The organism is Methanofollis aquaemaris, from assembly GCF_017357525.1.
GTDB classification, from domain to species: domain Archaea; phylum Halobacteriota; class Methanomicrobia; order Methanomicrobiales; family Methanofollaceae; genus Methanofollis; species Methanofollis aquaemaris.
On the sequence record NZ_CP036172.1, the window covers coordinates 2,356,838 to 2,378,229 of the forward strand.

16 protein-coding genes and 1 tRNA gene are annotated in these 21,392 nt (G+C 59.4%); 7 read left to right on the forward strand and 10 right to left on the reverse strand.

What is annotated here, in order from left to right:
* Positions 1 to 7: 7 nt before the first annotated feature.
* Positions 8 to 910 carry a UV DNA damage repair endonuclease UvsE gene (gene uvsE / locus RJ40_RS11250; protein ID WP_265580946.1) on the reverse strand — a complete coding sequence of 301 codons (903 nt, stop codon included), beginning with the start codon at positions 908 to 910 and terminating at the stop codon, positions 8 to 10.
* Between the two features lie 188 nt (positions 911 to 1,098).
* On the opposite strand from uvsE, the gene lysS reads away from it, so the two are divergent.
* Both lysS and arcC read left to right on the forward strand, forming a co-directional pair.
* Complete coding sequence (gene lysS, locus RJ40_RS11255; RefSeq protein ID WP_265580947.1) at positions 1,099 to 2,625, forward strand: lysine--tRNA ligase; 1,527 nt, start codon at positions 1,099 to 1,101, stop codon at positions 2,623 to 2,625.
* A gap of 922 nt (positions 2,626 to 3,547) precedes the next feature.
* A complete protein-coding gene (gene arcC / locus RJ40_RS11260) occupies positions 3,548 to 4,483 on the forward strand; it encodes a carbamate kinase (protein ID WP_265580948.1) in 936 nt (311 codons plus the stop codon).
* On the opposite strand, the gene RJ40_RS11265 is transcribed toward arcC, so the two are convergent.
* Positions 4,470 to 5,687: an arginine deiminase family protein gene (locus RJ40_RS11265; protein WP_322743881.1), complete on the reverse strand. Its 1,218-nt coding sequence runs from the start codon at positions 5,685 to 5,687 to the stop codon at positions 4,470 to 4,472. The genes arcC and RJ40_RS11265 overlap by 14 nt on opposite strands.
* 214 nt (positions 5,688 to 5,901) lie before the next feature.
* Between RJ40_RS11265 and cas1 the strand changes: the two genes are divergently transcribed.
* Positions 5,902 to 6,840 (forward strand): CRISPR-associated endonuclease Cas1, encoded by a 939-nt coding sequence (cas1, locus tag RJ40_RS11270; protein WP_265580950.1) that lies wholly within the window; start codon positions 5,902 to 5,904, stop codon positions 6,838 to 6,840.
* On the opposite strand, the gene RJ40_RS11275 is transcribed toward cas1, so the two are convergent.
* From RJ40_RS11275 to RJ40_RS11295, 5 genes are all read right to left on the reverse strand, one after another.
* Entirely contained in the window at positions 6,834 to 7,112 is a 279-nt protein-coding gene (locus RJ40_RS11275; protein ID WP_265580951.1) for an acylphosphatase, read from the reverse strand. The two genes, cas1 and RJ40_RS11275, sit on opposite strands and share 7 nt — an antisense overlap.
* Positions 7,109 to 10,642: a hypothetical protein gene (locus RJ40_RS11280; RefSeq protein WP_265580952.1), complete on the reverse strand. Its 3,534-nt coding sequence runs from the start codon at positions 10,640 to 10,642 to the stop codon at positions 7,109 to 7,111. Before RJ40_RS11280 ends, RJ40_RS11275 begins: the two co-directional genes overlap by 4 nt.
* 241 nt (positions 10,643 to 10,883) lie before the next feature.
* Positions 10,884 to 12,266: a phosphoglucosamine mutase gene (gene glmM, locus RJ40_RS11285; RefSeq protein ID WP_265580953.1), complete on the reverse strand. Its 1,383-nt coding sequence runs from the start codon at positions 12,264 to 12,266 to the stop codon at positions 10,884 to 10,886.
* Positions 12,267 to 12,279: 13 nt separating this feature from the next.
* On the reverse strand, positions 12,280 to 13,035 hold the full coding sequence (mobB, locus tag RJ40_RS11290) for a molybdopterin-guanine dinucleotide biosynthesis protein B (protein WP_265580954.1): 756 nt from the start codon (positions 13,033 to 13,035) through the stop codon (positions 12,280 to 12,282).
* A gap of 1 nt (position 13,036) precedes the next feature.
* On the reverse strand, positions 13,037 to 13,576 hold the full coding sequence (locus RJ40_RS11295) for a DUF5806 family protein (protein ID WP_265580955.1): 540 nt from the start codon (positions 13,574 to 13,576) through the stop codon (positions 13,037 to 13,039).
* Between the two features lie 2,204 nt (positions 13,577 to 15,780).
* Between RJ40_RS11295 and xerA the strand changes: the two genes are divergently transcribed.
* Together xerA and RJ40_RS11305 are read left to right on the forward strand one after the other, a co-directional pair.
* Positions 15,781 to 16,707, forward strand: coding sequence for a site-specific tyrosine recombinase/integron integrase (gene xerA, locus RJ40_RS11300; protein WP_265582574.1), 927 nt, complete (start codon positions 15,781 to 15,783; stop codon positions 16,705 to 16,707).
* A 654-nt stretch (positions 16,708 to 17,361) separates the two neighbouring features.
* Positions 17,362 to 17,892 (forward strand): type 1 glutamine amidotransferase domain-containing protein, encoded by a 531-nt coding sequence (locus tag RJ40_RS11305; protein ID WP_265580957.1) that lies wholly within the window; start codon positions 17,362 to 17,364, stop codon positions 17,890 to 17,892.
* Here the strand turns inward: RJ40_RS11305 and RJ40_RS11310 are convergent.
* A complete protein-coding gene (locus RJ40_RS11310; protein ID WP_265580958.1) occupies positions 17,876 to 18,274 on the reverse strand; it encodes an NUDIX hydrolase in 399 nt (132 codons plus the stop codon). The two genes, RJ40_RS11305 and RJ40_RS11310, sit on opposite strands and share 17 nt — an antisense overlap.
* Before the next feature lie 28 nt (positions 18,275 to 18,302).
* Positions 18,303 to 19,136 carry an MBL fold metallo-hydrolase gene (locus RJ40_RS11315; protein ID WP_265580959.1) on the reverse strand — a complete coding sequence of 278 codons (834 nt, stop codon included), beginning with the start codon at positions 19,134 to 19,136 and terminating at the stop codon, positions 18,303 to 18,305.
* Positions 19,137 to 19,237: 101 nt separating this feature from the next.
* Between RJ40_RS11315 and RJ40_RS11320 the strand changes: the two genes are divergently transcribed.
* Positions 19,238 to 19,310: transfer RNA gene (locus RJ40_RS11320), tRNA-Gln, on the forward strand.
* A gap of 410 nt (positions 19,311 to 19,720) precedes the next feature.
* On the opposite strand, the gene RJ40_RS11325 is transcribed toward RJ40_RS11320, so the two are convergent.
* Positions 19,721 to 20,071: a hypothetical protein gene (locus RJ40_RS11325; protein WP_265580960.1), complete on the reverse strand. Its 351-nt coding sequence runs from the start codon at positions 20,069 to 20,071 to the stop codon at positions 19,721 to 19,723.
* A gap of 283 nt (positions 20,072 to 20,354) precedes the next feature.
* Here RJ40_RS11325 and RJ40_RS11330 point away from each other — a divergent pair, with 283 nt between their 5' ends.
* Positions 20,355 to 21,392 carry an FkbM family methyltransferase gene (locus tag RJ40_RS11330; RefSeq protein ID WP_265580961.1) on the forward strand — a complete coding sequence of 346 codons (1,038 nt, stop codon included), beginning with the start codon at positions 20,355 to 20,357 and terminating at the stop codon, positions 21,390 to 21,392.

Here is a 21,392-nt window from a genome sequence, read left to right on the forward strand (position 1 = left end):
GGCGGCTTCAGAGATTTCTCTTCACCCTGGGGTCGTCGGTCGCGAGGGCACGGGCGCGGAGGGCGCTCTGCTCCTTGTCCTTCACCTCGAGCATCAGGTCGAAGTCGTGGGGACGGGAGGCCGCGAGGAAGGCGGCGAAGTGTGCGGGATCGAGGGTGGGGGTGTGTCGGCCGCGCCGCGCATCCGGCGCCTGGGAGGAGTAGTCAACCATCGGAAGTCCGTCGGCATGATGGCTCCAGGTCGGCGCGCATGCCGCCAGCGCCCCGGCCACGTCCTCCCCCGAGGGATTGCACTCATGGTGGAGGGTGTCGAAGACGACCGGCACGCCGCAGGCGCGGTGGAGGGAGAGGCAGTCTCTCGCCGTGTACAGGCGGTCGTCGTTCTCGACGACGAGTCGCCGCCTGATCCGATCGGGCAGGGTGCGGTAGCGCTCGACAAACCGCGCCATCGCCGCTTCCCGATCCCCATAGACCCCGCCGACATGGACCTGGACCTTTGCGGTGGTGTCCAGCCCCATCGCATCGAGGACCGCCGCATGGTATGTCAGTTCGGCGACGCTCCTCTCCCGGACTCCCTCGTCGGGAGAGTTGATGAGGGTGAACTGGTCCGGGTGCATCGAGATCCGCATCCTGTTCTCCCGCACCAATGCCCCGATCCCGGCGAACTCCTCCGTGAAGATCTCAGGCCAGTCGAGGGTGTTCACCGGATGGGAGGCGAAGGGAACGAGGTCCGAGGTGACCCGGAAGAAGAGGAGACGATGCGCCGCGTTGTAGGCGAGGATCCTGGAGAGACAGGCGAGGTTTTCTGCGACCGTCGAGAGAAACCGCTCCTCGCTCCAGGACTTCAGCCTGAATGTCCGGGCCGAGGTGCAGCCGATGCCGGTGTTCATGCACGGGTAGCCGATCCGCATCAGGAGGGGAGGGGACGGCGACAGGATATATAGCCTGCCCCGGGGGTACACGGTGGTTGGTGACGCAGTGCCGACCCGGCATGCTGGCAGGGATGATACCCTTAAGAACACAGGATAGAAAAAATATAAGCATGATTTCACCCGGACGCTCCCACGCGCCCGGGTGCCTGTACCCGGGATAGGTTACTATGAGCGATTCACAGATCAGTTTTGATGAGGCAAAACTCACCAAGTATCAGGAGCTCCAGGAGGCCGGTCTCCCCATGTACCCGGCCCGGTTCGAGCGAGAGGTGACCCTGGCGGAGGTCAGGGAGCGGTACGCCGAGATCGGCCACGACCCGAGCGAGGAGGAGGTCACGACCGCCGGGCGGATCTACAGTGTCCGCCGTCACGGCAAGACCATCTTCGTCGATGTCGGCGACGAGTCCACGAGGCTCCAGCTCTATGTCCGGAAAGACGACATCGGTGACGAGCCTTTTGATGCATTCAAGAAGTTTGTCGATACCGGGGATATTGTCGGGGTCACCGGTCGGGTATTCAGGACCAAGATGGGCGAGATCACGATCTGGGTCAGCACATACCAGCTCCTGACCAAGTCGGTCTGCGCCATGCCCGAGAAGTTCCACGGGCTCAAGAACACCGAGATGCGCTACCGCCACCGCTACCTCGACTTGATCATGAACGCCGAGACCAGGGAGACCTTCAGGCTCAGGAGCAGGGCTATCGCCGAGCTGCGCACGTTCCTCAACTCCCGGGACTTCCTGGAGTTCGAGACCCCCACAGTCCAGCCGGTCTATGGCGGCGCCAATGCCCGGCCTTTCATGACCTACCACAATGCCCTTGAGCAGAAACTCTTCCTGCGGATCGCCCCCGAGCTCTACCTCAAGCGGCTCGTCGTCGGTGGGTTCGAGAAGGTCTACGAGATCGCGAAGAACTTCCGCAACGAGGATATCGACACCCATCACAACCCCGAGTTCTCGATGGTCGAGATCTACGCCGCCTACCACGACTACCATGACATGATGAATCTCACCGAGGAGATCATCACCCACCTCGTCATCGGCACCCTCGGCACGTCGACGGTCACCTTCGAGGGGAACGAGATCTCCTTTGAGCGGCCCTGGCGGCGGCTCACGATGGAGGACGCGGTGAGGGAGTACGGCGGGATCGACGTCTTCGCCACCCCGGTGGAGGAACTCGCGGCTATCGCCGAGAAGGAGAAGATGGAGAAATACGAGGCTGCCGAGACTCACGGAGACTACCTTGCGCTCTTCTTCGAGCACTTCTGCGAGGACAAACTCATCCAGCCGACCTTCATCTACGACTTCCCGATCGAGAACTCGCCGCTCGCCAAGCGCCACCGTTCCAAGCCCGGCTTTACCGAGCGCTTCGAGCTCTTCGTGAACGGCATGGAACTTGCAAACGGGTTCTCCGAACTGAACGATCCCCTCGACCAGAAGGAGCGCTTCGAGGCACAGGACCTGAAGCGCCGTCTCGGCGACCTGGAGGCGCAGATGATCGACTACGACTTCATCAACGCCCTCGGCTACGGCATGCCCCCGACCGGCGGTGTCGGGATCGGGATCGACCGGACGATCATGCTCATCACCGGCAACGACTCCATCAAGGAGGTCATCCTCTTCCCGTCGATGCGGCGGCTCTCGCAGAACGACGACGGCGAGGGTGACGACCCCGCCGAGGAAGAACAGGAATAATTCTTTTTTTTCTCTGTTGAATCGGGCATGAACCCCTGGCTCAACAAGCATACGTGATGAAAATTTCTCGTTGCAGTTCTCCTGAGTGGGGAGGGAAACTTGATTCCTCTCCTTGCAACAGGGCACCTGAAGGATACTGTTCAAATGCCGCCCCCCGGTGCGAGAGCGTGACATAAATTCTTCGTTTTTCTGTGGGGCGGGCGGTCTGATCGATGTACCTTCCCCAACACTCTCGCCGGGGGCGCTGCCCCCGGACCCCGGGACGAAGATAGGGGTGGGAAGGCAGAAAGCCGGATCGTTCTGAGGGTGTTGTTCCAGAGATTATTGCCACCCCGCCCCTATCTTCGTCGTGGGGGGGGTCCGGGGGGTCTCCCCCCGGCAGGAGAGCGTGAGGGAACATACTCTATTTTCTCTGTGAGTGGCACGTCGGATCACTCACCTTCCTCTGTCAAATCGCGCCGGGGGCGCTGCCCCCGCCTCGGGATAGGGCGGGGAAGGCTGAATGAAAGACCCTGAAAAGCGTGTTGCTGTTCTCGGTGCTATCCTGACGTGCGGAGTCGGGGGCCAGCCAAACCCCTGCAAAAAGCCCTGTTAGGAGGTTTTCAACAACGCCACATCCACATTCAATCGCGCCGAGATCCGTCCATTCTCCCTGCCCTTCAGCCCGTTGTATCAGAGGCCCCGGACACATCATATCTCTCACACTCATGTCGGCCCGCAGAAGTCGGATATAATGCCTGCTCTTTCCCGCATATTGTGAACGCGCTCTATTCTGCCGACATTCCTCAGTCTCCTCCATATGGGCAGGGATCCGATCGCCCATCCCCGAATCCGGGGCAAATATGGGCATATCTGCCCCCCCAGGACCCGGCAGGCACCGCCGACCGGAAGGTCTATTCCCTCCCCTCTCCGAGGGAGGGGGATGAAGATCGTCGCGGCCCTCGGCGGGAACGCCATCATCAGATATCGTGAAAAGGGGACGGCGGAGGAGCAACTCGGCCACATCGATGCAGCGATCGCCCCCCTGGCCAGGATGATCGCCGCCGGCCACCAGGTTCTCGTCACCCATGGCAACGGTCCGCAGGTGGGGGACATCCTTCTCCAGAATGAGTGCGCAAAAGATGCGGTGCCGCGGATGCCCCTCGACATCTGCGGTGCGGAGAGTCAGGGGATGATCGGGTACATGATCCAGCAGTGCATGCAGAACCGCCTGGAGAGCCTCGGAGTGGGGGCGCCGGTCGCGGCCGTGCTGACCAGAACCCTCGTCGACGGTGCCGACCCGGCCTTTGCCGTTCCTTCCAAGGCGATCGGGCCCTATTACACCGGGGCGGAGGCGCAATCTCTCGGCGAGGCCGAAGGTTGGACCGTGCGCGAGGAAGCAGGGAGGGGGTGGCGGCGCCTCGTCCCCTCCCCCGCGCCGTCTGAGATCCTTGAGGCCGGGGCGATCAGGACGTTCTTCGAAAGCGGGGCCGTCGTCATCGCCGGGGGCGGCGGCGGGGTTCCGGTCGTCAGGGAGGCGGACGGACTCCGGGGGGTCGAGGCCGTCGTCGACAAAGACCTTGCCGCGGAACGACTTGCCTCCGCCGTCGGTGCAGACCACCTCCTCATGCTCACCGATGTCGGGGGTGCGTACCTGGACTTCGGCGGGGCAGAAGAGGAGATGATCCTGAGCATGGACGCACAAGACGCGCGACTGCTCCTCGCACGCGGTGAGTTCGGGGCCGGGACGATGGCCCCGAAGATCGAGGCCGCCGTCAGGTTTGTCGAGGGGGGCGGGGGGACCGCGGTCATCGCCCACCTCGACGCCGCCGAAGAGGCACTCGCCGGCCGGGCCGGGACGCGGGTCACCCCCGCCTGACCGGGCAGGTCATGCAGTGCGCCCCGCCGTACCCCCCGGTGGCATGATGCAGGTCGATGGGGGTCATCTCCACCCCCTCGGCATAGACCTCCTTTTTGAACGGGAAAAATTCGGCATCCAGCCTGAGCTGCCGGTAGTCGGTCTCGGCCTGTGCGAGCAGACGGTCATAGACTCCGGGTTTCGCCGCCGCCCGCATCCGCAGCCTCTTGATCACCGCCCGAGCGACCTGCCCGGTGTCGACGGCGACACACTCGCGTTCACGGACACAGAGGAAGTTCGCGGCATAGCAGAGTTGTTCGAGGGTGGTGACCGGAACGATGGAGAAGTCCTTCTCCTTCAGGAACCCGGCAAGACTCCCCTCCCAGCCGGTCGGGCGGTAGATCCCGGATTCGTTGGCGAGCACCTTCACCTCGGCCCGTTCGAGGAGTGCGGGATTTCCAACGGCAACCCCGTCTCCGGCCAGGTTGCAGTAGGTATCCAGGTGCATGTTCACCATCGGGTCGGCACCCTCGATGAGGGGATGGACCGGTTCCCGGACCACTGCCACCTCGTCGAAACTTGAACCCGCCCACAGAAGGGCGTCGGCGCCCTCGCGGTCGGTCCTGGAACCATATCCGAGAAGGGCGAACTTCCCGGCAGGGATGAAGTCCCCTCCCTCGAGATGGCCGCGCCTGATCAGCCCCACCGGCCCTGCGCCGATGGCGGAGAGAGCGATCCCGGTGAGCGCCCCCTCACGCTGCCGTTCGGTCGTTGCCATCCGCCCCATCACCATTCCCTGATCGGTGCAGACCTGCTGGTCACGCATAAAGTAGAGATTGTGCATCGTACCCCGCAGGGTGACCTCTCCTCCGTTCTGGCAGGCGCCGAGAATGGCGCGGGCAAGAAGGTGCCGGTCGTCCCTTCCGGCGAGGGCCAGGTCCGTCTCTCCGGCCGGTTCTTCGGCAAGGTTCAGAAGTGTCTCACGGTGCCTTGGGTTCTGCACCCCCTCAAGGGCCGCGTCGGTCAGTCGGTGGACACGTACACCAAACTCATCCTTCAATACCTCACAGAGTCTCTGATGTTCTCTGTGGGCGGCATCCAGGTTGAAAAAACGTTCGTAGAGATGTTTTTTAGGAGATATGAGTGCAAAAAACACTTCTATCCCCGGTTCGTGCATGAGAACGCCATGCAGCCTGTGCCATTCAGCTTGGGCTCTGGCACGCATGATCTCTCAGACCCATATCACAATATTTATAATTTCCTGCATTGCCTGGAAAGAGCGGCATATCATCCGAGGTTCCTTTTACCGATAAAAAAGATTTCCTGGACAATAATAGTCAACTGATGGCTCTGGTTCCGGAATATAATCGATCCATTCATCTATAGTGAGATTCCAGATCAATCAAGACCACGACGTGTGGGAATGGTGTTTACGACATATGACTGAAAAGGCTCGTGCATGGGTGACGGTCGCCGGTTTCGGTGGGCATATAAAGGCGACCAGGACAACCCTGACCGTGAGGAAGAAAAATGAGGAGAGGCAATACGACATCAGGGACGTCGGCCACCTCATCGTCGTCGGCGGACACACCATCCACACCTCGGCCGTCATCTCTCTGCTCAGGGCCGGTGCTTTCATCTCGATCTTCGATGCCGACGGTCAACCTGCCGGTCAACTCACCCCCCCCGGCATGGGCGACGCCGCCACCGCACTCAGAAGTGCACAGAACCGGGCTTTTGGTCATACCTACGCCCTGGCCTTTGCAGAAAAAGCGATGAACGAACGTCTCCTTGCCATCGAACGCTACGGCAATGCCTCCGGATGGGATCTCCTCTATGAAGGCGAACTTGAGTTTCTCCATCGATCGCGCGAGGAATATCCTTTCCTCATCAAGATGGACGAACTCCGCCGGCTCCATCAGATGAGCACCGATATGTACTATGAAGTGATGGGCCGCACCCTGCCGGGAGGACTGGAATTTCAGCGGCGGACAAAGAGGCCACACCCCGACCCCGTCAATGCAATGCTCTCTTTTGGCTATGCCGTACTGTACAGTGCGGCAAATGTTGCCGTTATCGCTGCCGGCCTTGACCCGGACCACGGCGTCTTCAAGGAGGGCCCTGGCGGTCTGGTCTATGATGTCATCGACGGGTTCAAGCCGACCATGGTGGATGATCCGGTCTTCGCCCTCGCACGCGCCGGGCTCGGGCGGGGAGAATATGAAACCGGTATCGGGCGGTGTGTCCTCTCCGAATGCCTGGCCACTCGCCTCCTTTCGGTCCTCCATCGGACGATCCGGGAGGAGCGGGTGACCGCTGTTGTCAGGGATCTTGCTCACTCACTGAAGACCGGGGAGAATTTCTCTCCGGTCTATTGAACTGCCTCGCGCCCGACCGTGAAGTCGGCATAAAGTCGTGTTTCAAGAGGCTCGGTCTCGATCTCTTTGATCACCGCCCGTGGGCACTCATAGACCATGGCGACAAATTTTTCAAGAACTGCAGGGTCGCCGGTGGCAGTGATCTCGACGGTTCCATCGTTGCAGTTGACCACTTCCCCGCAGACCCCGAGGTTCACGGCGATCTTTCTGGTACATGCCCGAAAACCGACGTGCTGAACTTTTCCCGAGACCAGGATCCGGACGGTCTTCAAACCTCCCGCCCCTCCTGGAGGATCCGGATCACTACATCCAGTTCGTTGAAGACCTCGTCGCGCAGGTCGTCCTGCCTGATGTTCGTCGCTGCGTTCACGGCCATCCCGATGATGTCTCTGCTCTTTTTCCGCTCGCCTGCCTCGTGAAGGGAGAGAGCAAGGTCGGAGAGTACATAGACCCGCCTGGAGAGCGGTCTGATGATACTCGCCTCGTCGAGACCGACGAGAAGGAGATTTTCGGCGGTCCGCCCCATCTCGGCGTCACGGAAGATGACAAAGAGCTCGAAGCAGTATCGTGCCCTCTGTGCACGGTCGGAGATGTTTTCAATGAGATATTCTATTGAGGAGGTGTCCGGATGAGTGGCATGAGCGACGATGACCTCCTGGCTTGCATCGATCAGGCGGTTGTATGCCGGGTCTGTGATCTGCTCTTCCGGGCTGACTCCGAGTTGTTCGAAGATCCGATGCCTGATCACCTCGTTTTCAATGCCCTTGATCACGGCAAGTCCTTCTCGCCGCAGGTCTTCGTCTCCTTCTGCTGCGGCGAGCATAAGATACATGTGACTGACGCCCTTCTTCACCATGGCGGCGACGACCGGGATTTCGATCTCGGTGGTGAGATGATCGGCCTCCTGAAGAAGGGCCAGGGCATCGCCTTCTTCCCCGTATTTTTCTGCGAGTGGGACGACTGAAAGGAGCATGGAGGCCCGGTCGTAGGCGAGCGGAATCTCTTCGATGCCGCCGTAGATCTGTTTCATGACCTCATGCGTTTGCCCGCCCTCGGTGAGCATTCCGAAGGCGGCGACCAGCGAGTTGACGAAGTCGGCCGGGTCGATGATCTCGTTGATGAGGGCGATGACCTCGTCGACATTCTTCTCCTGGGGTTTGATGGCATGGAGGCTGACCAGTGAGAAGACAAGGTGCTTGCGTACGACCCCGCCCATCTCGAAATCTATGAGAGGCAGGAGTGATTTTGCTTCGTTAAAGCAGGTATATGCTTCATCTGTCTCCACTTTTGCCATCAGGCCTGCGAGGTCTGAGAGTATGAGGGCCTTCTCGTATGGGAGATCCATTGCCCTGGTCCCCTCATGTACACTCCTGAGGAGGGCGCCCGCCCGTTCATGGTCATGGATCCGCAGGTAACTCTCAGAAAGAGTACACATCCCGGAATAGCGCGTATAAAGATTTGCGATATGGACGAAGAGGGCGCGCGTCAGTTCCATGACCTCGGGCGACTCTTTCGCGTATTCGAGACGCTGGAGAAGGAAGGCCATCATCTCATAGGGGTCGGTGGACGGCAGATCGTCGACATATTCCTCGAACTCGGCTGAGACGCGTGTCACCATGGCGTCCTGCTCCGCCTCGCTCCGGATCTCCAGCAGGAGCATCGCCATCGGAATGGCAAAGTAGGGGCTCCTGTTCTTCTTCAGGTACTCGGTGATGATGTCGATCCCCCGGGCAAGCCTGATCGAGTACCGCCGCTCGCTGACCGTCTCCCGGAGGATCTCGGTGGAACGCCTGAAGACCGCCATCCTGTTCTCCAGGAGGGCCTGGTCGCCGGCGATGAGGGGTTCTGCCATCATCCGGCAGCCGACCCTGATGAAGCCCTCGGTGATCCCCTCGAGAAGTTGCTGGCGGAGCGAGGGATCCTCGATCTCCCTCGCGATATCGTAGGCGTTCTCCAGGGCATGGGGTGCCATCGTATCGATCCCGTACTTCACCATCCCCCTGACGATATTGCCGGTGGTGTACAGGCCGTACTCCCGTTCAAGGAGGGGGTCGGTCCAGCCGCGCATTCTCTTGAGGAGTGTGAGGTCGCCCTGGGCGACGGCGAGATCGGCGGCCCGGTCGATGACACTGCAGAGTGCCTCGGAACGGGCTTTTTGTCCTCGGATCTCACAGGTGAGCCCGACTGCACGCTGGAGGACATCACGGTTCCGATGTACAAACCCGAAGTCGGCCATGTCGGCGACGATCCTGGCGACCGCCATGCTGGCGATGGTCGGGCTTCTGATCTGCCGGGCGATCTCGATGAGGTACGAGGGGTCGAGATGGTCGATGAACCGCCGCTCGATGAGTTGGTCGATCGCGCCGAGGAGTTGCTCGTCGCGGTGGCGGTGGAGGTTGGCGAGGGCCACGAGGGAGGAGATGTGATGGATAATCTCGTTGAGGTCTGTGTCTTTGCAGATGTGGGTGATGCTCCGCTGGATCAGGCTCTCCTTTGTGCTGGTGTCCATCCGCTCGAAGACCCTGGTCTGGACCTGGTCGACCCGGTCGCGCAGCACCCCGTTGCTCACCAGCATCACCGAGGTGTCCCAGAACTGCATGCCGATCTGGACGATCTCGCTGAACGAGGGGATCTTGGCATAGATATCGATGGCATGGGAGAACGCCCCGCGTTCCAGCAGGGTGTGGACCAGGGTCAGGTAGATGGTGAATGCCCGGTGGCCCGAGACCGCCTCTTCAACAATGGGGACGATCTCAATGATGAACCGCGCCTCGCCGGTCCGTTCGACGACGGCGATCCCGGCCTTGACAATCTCCTTGATCTGGACCTCTTCGTCGGGCCCCAGCATGGAGTTGAGCCTGAGCCCGGCCTCGAAGTAGTACGGGTCACCGAGGCGTTCGGCCGCGCCGAGCAGTTCCCCGATGATTGCCTGGAGGGTGAAGGGGTAGGTCTTCTCCACTTCTTCAAGGGTGGAGATGACTGCTCCCTTGTCATGGCCCCTCGCGATCATTTCATCGGTGAGAGATGCGGTGATCTCGGCGACCTCTTCGTTTTGCAGGTCGGAGAGTGTCCTGAGGACGGACATGATGTCGGAGATCTGGGTGCTGAGCGGTGACTTCCAGGCCTGACTGATGATGGAGGCGAAGCAGTTGGTCCGTCTGATCTTCTGTCTGATCTCGGCGGCGCTCCGCAGGGCGGTTATGATGAGGTCGAAGTCCCTCTTGATGACCCCGATCCTTCCGATCGCTTTTGTTACTTCACTCTGAAGGAGCGAGCGTTTGGAGATGTCACCGATGCCTTCGATGAGTCCGAGCGATTCGGTGAGAAGGGTGGTGTCTCTGGTTGTGATGCTCCAGACGATGTGCAGGGGAACGATATCCATCAGAATTGCGGATCTGTACTTCCTGAAACTGATCTGATGGAAGACCTCCATCCCGGCCTCGATCAGGTCGGAGTCGGCCTTGTCGACACCTGCTTCGATGAGGTTCTTGGTCACCTCAGAGAGGATCACCGACTGCGAACTCTTCCGGTCCAGTGAATTGGAGAGATCAAAGACGGCCTGAAGCCAGGTGCGGTCTTTGGTCTCGGTATAGATCTCGGCTGCATCTTTGACATATTTGAAGATTTTTTTTCGTGGAAGTTCCAGCGGCATCCTGGTCAATTCGGGGCGTTTTTCTCTGAAGGCGATCTCCAGGACGGTTGAATAGGTGGTATCCAGTAGTTCTTTTTTCTCTTTCCGCCTTGGAATCTGTGAGATATCGGTAAGTAATCCCTCGATCTCAGCCTGGTCCCCCTTCTCCACAACCAGGTGGATTCTCTTTAAAAGATCAGCATCTATTTCTGACAAGGCTCATCCTACCAGAAAATATAATCCTGCAATACTTAAAAAAGTTACCCTATGGGGACTTCAGAGATAATATTAGATAAAACAAATCAAACTTTATTTCACCTATTGCAAGGGTGAGGTACTGGGGTTGGATGAGCCATACGATGATTTGGGGCAATTATCTGATCAAAAGGATAATAATTATTTTTGAATAATTTTACTCATTCCCAAGATCAGGGGCAGCAGCCCTTACGACCTCCATGATCTCGAAAAAGAGTTTTTCACAGCCTTTTTTCTCTCCTGCTTCCACGATCACTCGCATCATGGGTTCGGTCCCTGAGGGTCGGACAAGTGCCCAGGTTCCGGGCCGGTTGATCCTGATCCCGTCCCTGCAGTCGGGTTGTTCGTCTGCATACCTTTCTTTCAGGGCGGCGATGACGGCTTCCGCCTCCTGCGTCCTTACTTTCTCCTTGATGATCGAGCGTTCGGGCAGGCTGTCGACGAGGGCCGAGAGGGGCCTGTCGCTGGCATGGAGAAGGCCCACCATCATGGCCGCGGTCATCCCGCCGTCCCGGCAGAACTGATGCTCCGGGTAGATGAGCCCTCCATTCCCTTCCCCTCCAAAGATCACGTGCTCTCCACGCTGGATGAGGCTGCGCATCTCCCTGGCCACATAGATGCTCCCCACCGGGGTGTACTCGACCGAGCAGTTGTGTCTGGCGGCGATCTCCTCGCAGAGGAGAGAGGAGGAGACGGGAGTGACGACCAGGCCCTGGTCCTTCCGGCATACAAAGTCTTCGATGAGGGCGAATTCCTGATTCTCCTCGACGTACCTCCCGGTATCGTCGACAAAGACCGCGCGGTCGGCGTCGCCGTCGTGGGCTACTCCGAAGGCGGCGCCGGTCTCCCTGACCATCTCGGAGAGGGGGGCAAGCCCTTCCAGACTGGGTTCAGGCAGCCGTCCGGGGAATCTCCCGTCCATCTGGGCGTTGATGGTGTGGACGGTGCAACCCAGACGGGCGAGGATCTTCGGCGTGGTCGCGGCGGCCGGGCCTGACCCGGGATCGACGACGACCGTCAGGCCCGCTCCGATGCCGGGGGGGAAGTGGGAGACGATGGCCTCGATGTACTCTTCCTTCAGGTCGGGCTCGCTCCGCTTTGAGCCGACGTCGTCCCATGCCGCATAGGTGAAGTTCTCGGAGAAGAGGATCTCTTCGAGTTTCAGGGTCTCTTCGTCGCCCATCTCGGTGCCGTCCGGTTCGATGATCTTGACGCCGTTGTATTCGGGGGGGTTGTGGGAGGCGGTGATCATCGCCCCGCCGTCGAAGTGATCGCGTACCAGGTACTGGAGGGCCGGGGTGGGGAGGACGCCGCAGTCGATCACCTTGCACCCGGTTGCCATCAACCCGGCCGAGACTGCGGCGGCAAGCGCCTCCCCCGAGGTCCTGGTGTCCTGTCCCACGGCGATGGTCCCTTTGCGCATGGTGCCGAGCGCCATGCCGATCCGCATCACGAGGTCCGGCGTCATCGCCTCGCCGACGATGCCCCGCACGCCGTTTGTCCCGAAGATCTGTTTCTGCACCCGTGTCTTATTTTCCATCTTCTCTCACCTCTCAATGGTTCTTGTCGTGGGCCTTGCTCTTGAGTTCATCGATCGCTCGGCTCATGGCGGCGAAGGCCTCCTGCCGGTGCTCGGCGAGGATCGCAAAATAGGTGATGTCTTCTCCGGCATAGAGTCGACCTTTCCGATGGTAAAAACGTGCGCCGATGACGCCGGGGGTCTTTTCGGCCTCAACTCTGATCGCTTCGACGATGGCATCGATCTCAGGGCCGAAGTCCATGTGCTCGGTCCGCTCGTCGCCGGTCAGTTCTCTGACGATGCCGTTGAAGGTGAGGACGGCCCCGGCCCGTTCGAGGGGGTATGAGCGTCTCAGTTCTCTGACGATCCCCTGCATCGTATAAAATTCTTCAAACGCGTCGAGGTGGTCGGGCACCTCGTCGGGTGTCGGGTTCCTGAGGACAATGTCCTCGCTCTCAAGGTCGCCGATGACGATCCTGGGGAAGGGCACGGTCTTGAACCCTTCGATAATACAGTACTCTATCCCGGCATCGCAGAGTTCGCCGAGCACGGTGGCGAGGTCGGCGGCGTCCCTGATGATCACTGCCTTCTCGTTGTCGATCCCGACCGAGAAGGCGGCGCCGGCCCCGGCATATTTGGTGGTGTCTTTCCCCTCTTCGACCGCGTACCGGTCGTGGGCGAGATGTTTGACTGCTGCAACGGTTCCGTGTTCTTTGAGGACGGGGACCAGCGCTTCGATGAAGGTGGTCTTGCCAGAGTTCGAACTGCCAACGATCTGAATTATTCTCATCTTACTCTCCCTCTTCTTCTGCGTCTTCTGGTGTGCGACTTCGTTCCCGCAGGAGTCTGGCGGACTCTCTGGAGATGCTCTTCATTACTTCGGATACCTTGTCCTCCCGTTCGATCTCGTCGTCGATATCGAGGGTGGTGCCTTCCACTTCCATCAAAAAGCGCGCCACTTCGCTCGCTTCAAAGAGGAGGTCGTCGAGTTCTTCGGGGGTGAAGAATCCGCACATCGCTCCGTACAGGAATGTCGCCCCGGCCATACTGACTTTCTTCTTGAAGGCGTTCCTTGCCTGGTTGACTGCCTGGGGGGTGTAGGGCTCGGTCATGAACGGAACAAGTTCGGGGAGGTTCGCACCGATGAAGGTCATCTCCGCGCCGCTCGTGGTCTGGAAATCCGCACAGAGTCGCGCGATGGACCATTCGCGCGCGGTAAAGTAGGTGCGTCTGCGGAGAAACTGGTTGACCCGCCGGTAGGTCGAGCCTTCGACCTTCTTGAACTTATGATATTTGCTGATATCTTTGGTGCGGTCTTCAGGATCTCCCATTTTCTGTACCGCATTGGTTTGTGGGGGGTATCAAGATTACTGGTTGATGTCCTCCGGAGGCATATTTTACATATAGCATCATACGGTTTATAGTCTGGAGAACACTTTCTCGCCGCACCCCTTCATATTATATACTTCCCGGCCTATTCTCTGTCATGGGGCCCGGAACCGCCTCTGGGTGTCCCTTCTAAACCTTCAGAATGTGGTGGAGCATCTTTGCTCAATACTCCTTTTGGACAGGTGTGGGGTGGGGGCCTTGCCTTTGCCCCCTCTGTCGGGTCTTGCCGGCGGATGTTCTGTTCTGTGTGCTCTGTTGGGTCGGGCATGAACTGGGGGCATGCCGTATGAAAACTTTTCATGGAGCAGATCCCCAAACTATCTGCCAGGATATACGCCTGGAAGATGTTTGCGAAGCACAGCGATGTTCAAGAGTTTGCTGCCGCCCTCCGCATCTTCGTCGTGGGGGGTTTGGGGGTCTCCCTCCGGCGCGAGAAAACAGTTAAGCATTCCTTAGCTTTCTAGTGGGCGGCACGTCTGATCGACATGCCTTCCCATCAAATCGCGCCGGGGGCGCTGCCCCCGGCTTCCAGGATGGCGATAGGGGCGGGAAGGCAGCGGGGAGATCATGGAAGGGGTGTTGTCGTTCTCGGCGCTCCCTTCTCGCGGGAAACTGGCGTGCGGTCGGCCCTCCGCACAAAGACCAGTACAGAGAATTTCTTCCCGGCAAAAAAATTGTATTCTGTTGGTGGCCTTTCGTTCTTGACTTGCCACCGGTCTCCCATGCATGGTGGGCGCTCCGCACCCGGGTCTGTTCTCTTCTCTGCCCTGGTTCCTTCCTCCCGCGCTCCAGGATTTATCTTCCGCGGGTTCTGTTGAATCGAGCATGAACCTCTGGTTCAAGCATACGCGATTGAACATTGTTCAAAAGATTTTCTGATCGACGTGCCTTCCCGCATGCTTGCGCCCGGAGCTCTGCCCCCGGATCCCCGGAATGAAGATGGGGCCGGGAAGGCAGGGGGCCGGTCGTTCTGAAAGTGTTTCTGTCTTCTGTGTATCAAGGTCATACGGGGGAGCGGTGTGGTCAAATCCTCAGTCTTCCCTGCAGGGCCGATCTTCGGGATCATTTTCATGGTAATCGCTCATGAAGCGAAAGCACGCCACAAGCATGCCGGATGAAAATCTTTCATGGCAGATCTTTGGGGTGATTTTCATGGTAATTTGGCATGAACTCCGGGCTCAAGCATACGCGGTTGAATATTGGTTCTGAGTAGCGTTTCGAGGTGTGGTGGGATCCTTGATCTCTCTCAACAAAGGGGGCGAGGAGGGCACCACTCAATTGCCGCCCCTCGGCTATCTTCATCGTGGGGGGTCTGGGGCAAGAGGCGGCAGGTTCAGATCGGTCTGGTGGGGCGGCCCTTCTGATCGACGTGCCTTCCCCCATCTTCACGTCTGGGGCGTTGCCCCCGGATCCCCGGGACGAAGATGGAGGCGGGAAGGCGAAGAGGCAACCATTCTGAGTGTGTTCCCGTCCTCTGCCGATCCGGCACGCAGGGACGCGGGTGTGGCCTCTCTTTCATTTGTTCTGCTCTGTTCGATCCTGTGCAATCTCCGGGGGGGTACGTCGGGGGGCAGGTTCAATTCAATGGCTTTTTGTGATGTTGGATTTCTCTGGATCTGTCGCGGGGTGTGTGGGGAGGTCTGATCGTACGGTCTGTCATCTGTGGGATCCTCCACTTGTGGATCGGTGGGTGTTGTCTGGTGGGTGCGGCAGATTTTCGCGCGCGTCCGGGAGTTGTTGTCTGTGTCGCCGATCCGGATCCCGGGTTCTGTCCCACATTTTGATTGGATGTCGGGGTTGAAATCCGGTCGATTTCCTGCGGTTTTATCGGCACATGAATGGCCCCAATATTCATGGCATGATGGATGCCCTATCTTCACAGCAAAAATGGATTTTCGGGGCGTTTATGCGGACCCTTTATATGTGGGCGGACCTCGCACCGGAGGATCGTCCATCCGGGGCTCTGTCGGTGCCGGGGATCGTACCGATCTCATTGCTTGCGTGCGGTGGTCGAGGAACTCCGTCACCTGCTGTCCTCGCACATGGTGTCCCGTGGTTGTTGCATGATGATCCGGCTATGGGGCTCTGTCGCAGAATGTATATTCTGCGACAAAATTAAATACGGTCGAAACAGAGAAAATAAATGATGGAGAAGGGTTATTTTTCTGAGTGGCTGGATAGGTTCGAAAACTACCTCCGAATGCGAAATTACTCGCCCAGGACCATCCGAAGTTATGGTGAGACGGTCCGGCACTTCGCCCACTATGTCTGGGCCTGCCGGCACACCTCTCCGGGCGAGTCGCCGCAGTGCGATGCGGAAGGCTTCACCCCGGCCTCCCTGCAGACCTCGGCCGGGGTGCCCACCTCGATGGTGACCGACTATTTCACCTGGCTTGCGGAGCAGCATGCCTATAAACCAAAAACTCTCCACCGCATGATCTCGTCGCTCTCGTCCTTCTATTCCTACCTCTATGCGCAGGGGGCGGTCGCCGCCGATCCGATGCCTGCGGTGGAGCGCCCACGGATCAAGAACCAGGAACTGAAATACCTGAAGCATAGCCAGGTGATGCGCCTCCTCCGGTCGATCGACGACGAGCGCGACCGTCTTATTGTCAGGCTGATCTACGCGACCGGCGTCCGCGTCTCCGAACTCTGCACCATCGACATCGGCGATATCGACTTTGATGAGGGCACCATCAGGGTGCGGGGCAAGGGCGACAAGATCAGGACGGTGTTCGTGGACGACGAGACGCTTGCAGAGGTCGAGGATTATATCGGAAACAAAATTGTGGGGCCGCTTTTCGTGGGTCAGCAGGGCAAGGGCCTCTCCCCGAGAACAGTCCAGCGGATCTTCCGGCGGTACGCTCCCGAGGGGATCACGCCGCACAAGATCCGGCATTCCTACGCCTCCGAACTCTACCGGCGCTCGCACAACCTCCGTGTCGTCCAGGAGAATCTTGGCCACTCCTCCATCAAGACGACCGAGATCTATCTGCACACCGATATCGACGAACGCCGGCAGGTCTACCGGGAATATTTCCCGCTCTCCAACGGCGGCGACCGTCGTCAATAAGTGGCGCTGTTCCGCGGGGCGGGGCCGGTCTGACTGCGGTTGCTCTGGCCCCGACGCCGATTTTTTCTGCTGAATTGATTGGTCGGGGCCATCCCTCGCGGGTCGACATGTGGTCTCGCCTCCATCCTTCAGAGGGAACATCCGATTTTTTGGACCCTTTTGAATTCCTTAATCGCCCCACTTTATAACAGAGCGGCGGGCAGTTACAGAGCACGTTGCCGCCCCCACACAGGGGCAAGGATGCGGTCAAACCCCGACCTGTAGAAAGCCTCACTTTTTCTAGGTTTGAGTACGATTCAAACGCCTTCCCCCATGCTCACGCCGGGGGCTCCGCCCCCGGACCTCCGGGATTGCGATAGGGCCGGGAAGGCACTATCAATGACGATGAAGAGGGTATTGCCGTCCCCTGCCCATCTTCGCGCGGGGGGACCGGGGGGCGGCGAGCCCCCCGCAGAGATAACCGTCTTGAGGAATTCTACAGAGCCAAAAAATCGTTTCATCCCGGAAAAACTTCTGCAACTGCTCGCGGTGTCGCCTGAAATTGTGTCCTGCCTACACCGCGTCGATGCCAATAAACCGTATGTTGCTATATGGGTGATCCGCCACCGATACCTTCATTCCGACGGAGGTTCACCGGTCACCGGGTGAGATCCAATGGCGGTGATTGCAGTTCTCATCGGAGAGCGGTTTGAGGACTCCGAATATACTGAACCGGTGAAAGCCTTCCGTGCCGCGGGCCACGAGGTCGTCCACCTCGGGCTGAAGGCGGGGAGCACGGTCACCGGGAAGAGGGAGGGGACGAAGGTGCGGATTGAGCGGGGGGTCGCGGATGCCGTGCCCGACGACTACGACGCCCTCCTCATCCCGGGAGGATATTCTCCCGACCATCTGCGGGCGTACGACGCGCCTGTCAGGTTTGTCAGAATATTTGTGGAGAGTAAAAAACCGGTCTTCGCCATCTGCCACGGGCCGCAACTTCTCATCACGGCGCAGGTGATCGAGGGGCGGCGGGTGACCGGGTGGCGGTCGATCGTGCAGGACATCAAGAACGCGCGGGCCGACTATGTCGACGCCGAGGTCGTCGTGGACGGAAACCTCGTCACGAGCAGACGGCCCTCAGACCTCCCGGCCTTCATCGACGCGTCGCTGAAAAAAATCGGGGTGATGATCAAACAATCTGCCTGACCGCTTCCATCAGCCAGGGGACCGCCCGGAACATCTCGATCTCATCGAAACTCGCCCAGGTCGATGCCGTGTGTCCGGGTGCGAGACTGATCTCCTTCTGTTGCGGGTGCGCCACCCAGATCTGGTGGACCTCGGTCTTCCCCTCCCATATCGATTCGCAGGAGCCGGTGCATCCGCAGATATCGAGGGCCAGTCCGGTCTCCTCCAGGACGGTGCGTACCAGGCACCCGGGAAGAGATTCTCCTTCCTTCACCGTCCCGCCAGGGAGTTCCCAGAGGCCGGGATATTTTTTCAGGTCTTCTGCACGCCGGAGAAGAAGGACTCTTCCTTCCTCGTCGGTGATGATTGCCCGCACCGAGGCGGGTGTTTCGCTCTCTGTCATCAGATCACCGCCGGAGTATTCACCGCGATCAATAAATATCTGCGGGCGGTCGCTCCCAGAGTTCCCGGCGCCGCGCCTCCAGAAGCCCGGGCCGGGCACCCATGTAGGTCGCGGCCGAAACTCCGCCGGCGTCTTCGACCCACCGCAACCCCCCGACGCCCCTGAGAATGTGGTGGTCGATGACGAGGGTCTTTGCAACTCCGGCGATGCGGGCGGCATGGGCAAGGGCGCGGTTGACCTCCTCCCAGGTAGTCGCAGAGAGGTACAGGGGCGGGCCCGAGGTGTAGACGATCGTCGGCCGCCACGCCAGGATCTTCGCGACCGCCTCAGCAGAGAGGAGCTGGGTGTCGGAGGCGTGGACAAAACACTCGTTTCCCTCTCTCACCGCGACGATCATCACCGGTCCGCTCCCCCCGCCGTGGGCGAAGGGCCCGGCGCAGGCGACGACCCCGTCGTCCTCCCCCTCGGCGGCCGGGAGGGTGCGGCCGAGGGCCCGGGCGAACGCCCGCCGCCGCGCTCGCGACTGTCCCGAATGCCCGCCCTCGCCCGGCACCAGGATCCGGCACCCTTTCGGCGGGGCGAAGGCGGCAAGGGGGATCTGGGATGGGTCGGCGTCGGCGAGGGGCATGTGGTCGCCGTGGAAGTGGGTGACGACGATGTCGGTCGCCCGCGGGAGCCATTCGAGCACCGCCTCCCTCGTCCGCTCGGCCGCCGCGGCTTCGAGGGGGTGGGGCGGGAGGCCGGAGCGTTTCGGGGCGAGGGCGACGCCGGGGTCGATGAGCACCGTCCGGTCCGCGGTCAGAACGACGGTCGCCATCGAGCGGGCACCCAGGGACTCGGCACCGAGGAAGAGGACCTGCATCGAAGTACATCCGTGGGGGATGAACGCGAATAAATAGGATTCTGTCCAATGAATAGAAGGTCGGTTCTCTGGGTGACAGGGACTGGTGCGCTCAAGAGCAGACCCCCGTAGTGTAGTGGTCAATCATGCAGGACTTTGGATCCGGCGACGGCGGTTCGAATCCGCCCGGGGGTATCGGGCTTTTCTTTTGTTGAGGATCTGGGCGGGTGCGTTGTCGCCCGGTTCGGTTGTCGTTGTCAGGAGGATCTTTGAATTTCAGGAGTGACGGCGGCGAAGATTATGAACTCAGGAATTCATAATGGGCCGATATGAACTCTGGGGTTCATGAGTAATGATCGGGCTCCGGCACTCGCGAGGAGTCATGTTTTTTTCAACATTGCCTCAACGGAGTCACTGAAGGATTTTTCATCGATGGAAATCTCTGCGAGCTGCGCGATTTGTCTTTGTAGGACTCGTTTTGGTGGACTTTGGGAACGTCGAGTTGGTTTTTGGGGAGGTTCTGATTGTGACAATAGTGGTGTTGAACCCATTCAAATTTGTGGAGGCAAGCATGAAGGTTATGATGCCCTATTAAAAAATAGTGATTATATAAGAATTTCTGGAACTTTTGAATATAATGTATCTTCTATATCCAAGATGTATATATTGTAGAGACTAATGTAATCTCTTCTTTTTCGTGTATTGTAAGCATTGATAATCGCATGTATCGTTTTTTTATAAAATATCATTGCATCATTTTCTTTTTCGAATTTTTTGATAATTTGATGGTGATCTCCATCTTTCCAGTATACGGCATATTTTGAATCAAGTCTGCCGTGTTCGATACAATTTATGTCTGGAACTTTTTTCATCAGGCCGCTCTGTTCTGATTGAACCTCTATGAATAGTTGCTCTAAGTACTTTTTGTCTAAGGTAGTTTCATCGATGATATACATATGATACATGCTATAAAATAAATTCATGTTTAGAAATATTTTTGGTTTTCAATGCACTTATGAAGATTATTATCTTAGGTAGGCTTCTCGACGCGAGAAAGCAGATTGAAATTTTCATATCATTGTTGGTCAGGCGACCTCTCTGATCGGTCTGCCTACCTCTCCCTCCTTTAACCTCGCCCCACCCCCCGCCACAATCTATATCCTCTCCCACGTCTCTCTCCCACGCGGGGGGATCGAAATCCCGGTACAAACCATTCAGCAGAGCCACACCGAGGCACTGGTGCGCCGGACCCTCGACGAGGTCTGGGAGCGAAAGCGGGCCGAGAACGGGAAGGGCAACCGCCTTGCCCGTGCGGCGGTCGAGAAGATCAACGGCCTCTTCCTCTGGGCCGGGACGCCGCTCGAACTCGGGTTCAGGGAACGCCACCCGGAAGTTTTCAAGGAATCGGTCGGGGTGCTCGCCGGGGCGGTCGGCGACCCGGCGAAATACGACCGCGTGCGGGCACTCCTCTCAGACGAGAGGTCGAAAGAGATCTTCGACTGGCTCGTCGGCTACCGCGTCGCCTACGCCCTCATCGGCAACGGGGCGCTCGAACTCCGCCCGCCGCCGATCGCACGCGACGAGTTCTGGCGACTGCAGCGGGAGACCGAACGCTACCGCTCGGGACACTATTACCGCTACGACGGGAGCACCGTCCACTCGGACGCCTACGTCTTCAACACCATCTGGCTCCAGGAACAATACCGCGTCGAAGGACTCTGCGAACCGCGGCCAGGCGACATCGTCGTCGACGCCGGGGCGTGCTGGGGGGAGACCGCGGTCTGGTTCTCCAGGTTCGTCGGCCCCTCGGGCCGGGTCCATGCCTTCGAACCGGCCGGGGCCAACCGGCGGGTGATCGAGCGGGTGGTCGAGAAGAACGATCTTACCTCATCGGTCGTCACCGTGCCCCTCGGACTCTGGGATCAGGAGACGACCCTCACCTTCTCAGGGACCGGGCGGATGTTCCGGCAGGGCGGCGGCGTAGGCGGGGCCGAGGTGCCGGTGACCACCCTGGACCGCTATGTCGAAGAGACCGGGCTTGACCGCGTCGACTTCATCAAGATGGACATCGAGGGCGCCGAACTCCCCGCCCTCGCCGGCGCGGAGAAGAGCATCAGGGAGTTCCGGCCAGACCTCGCCATCTCGGTCTACCACCGGGCAGACGACCTCACCGAAGTCCCAATCTTTCTCGCCTCCCTGGTGCCTGAGTACCGGATGTACCTCCGCCACTACACCCCCGGCCCCGACGAGAGCGTCCTCTATGCGACGGTGCGGTGA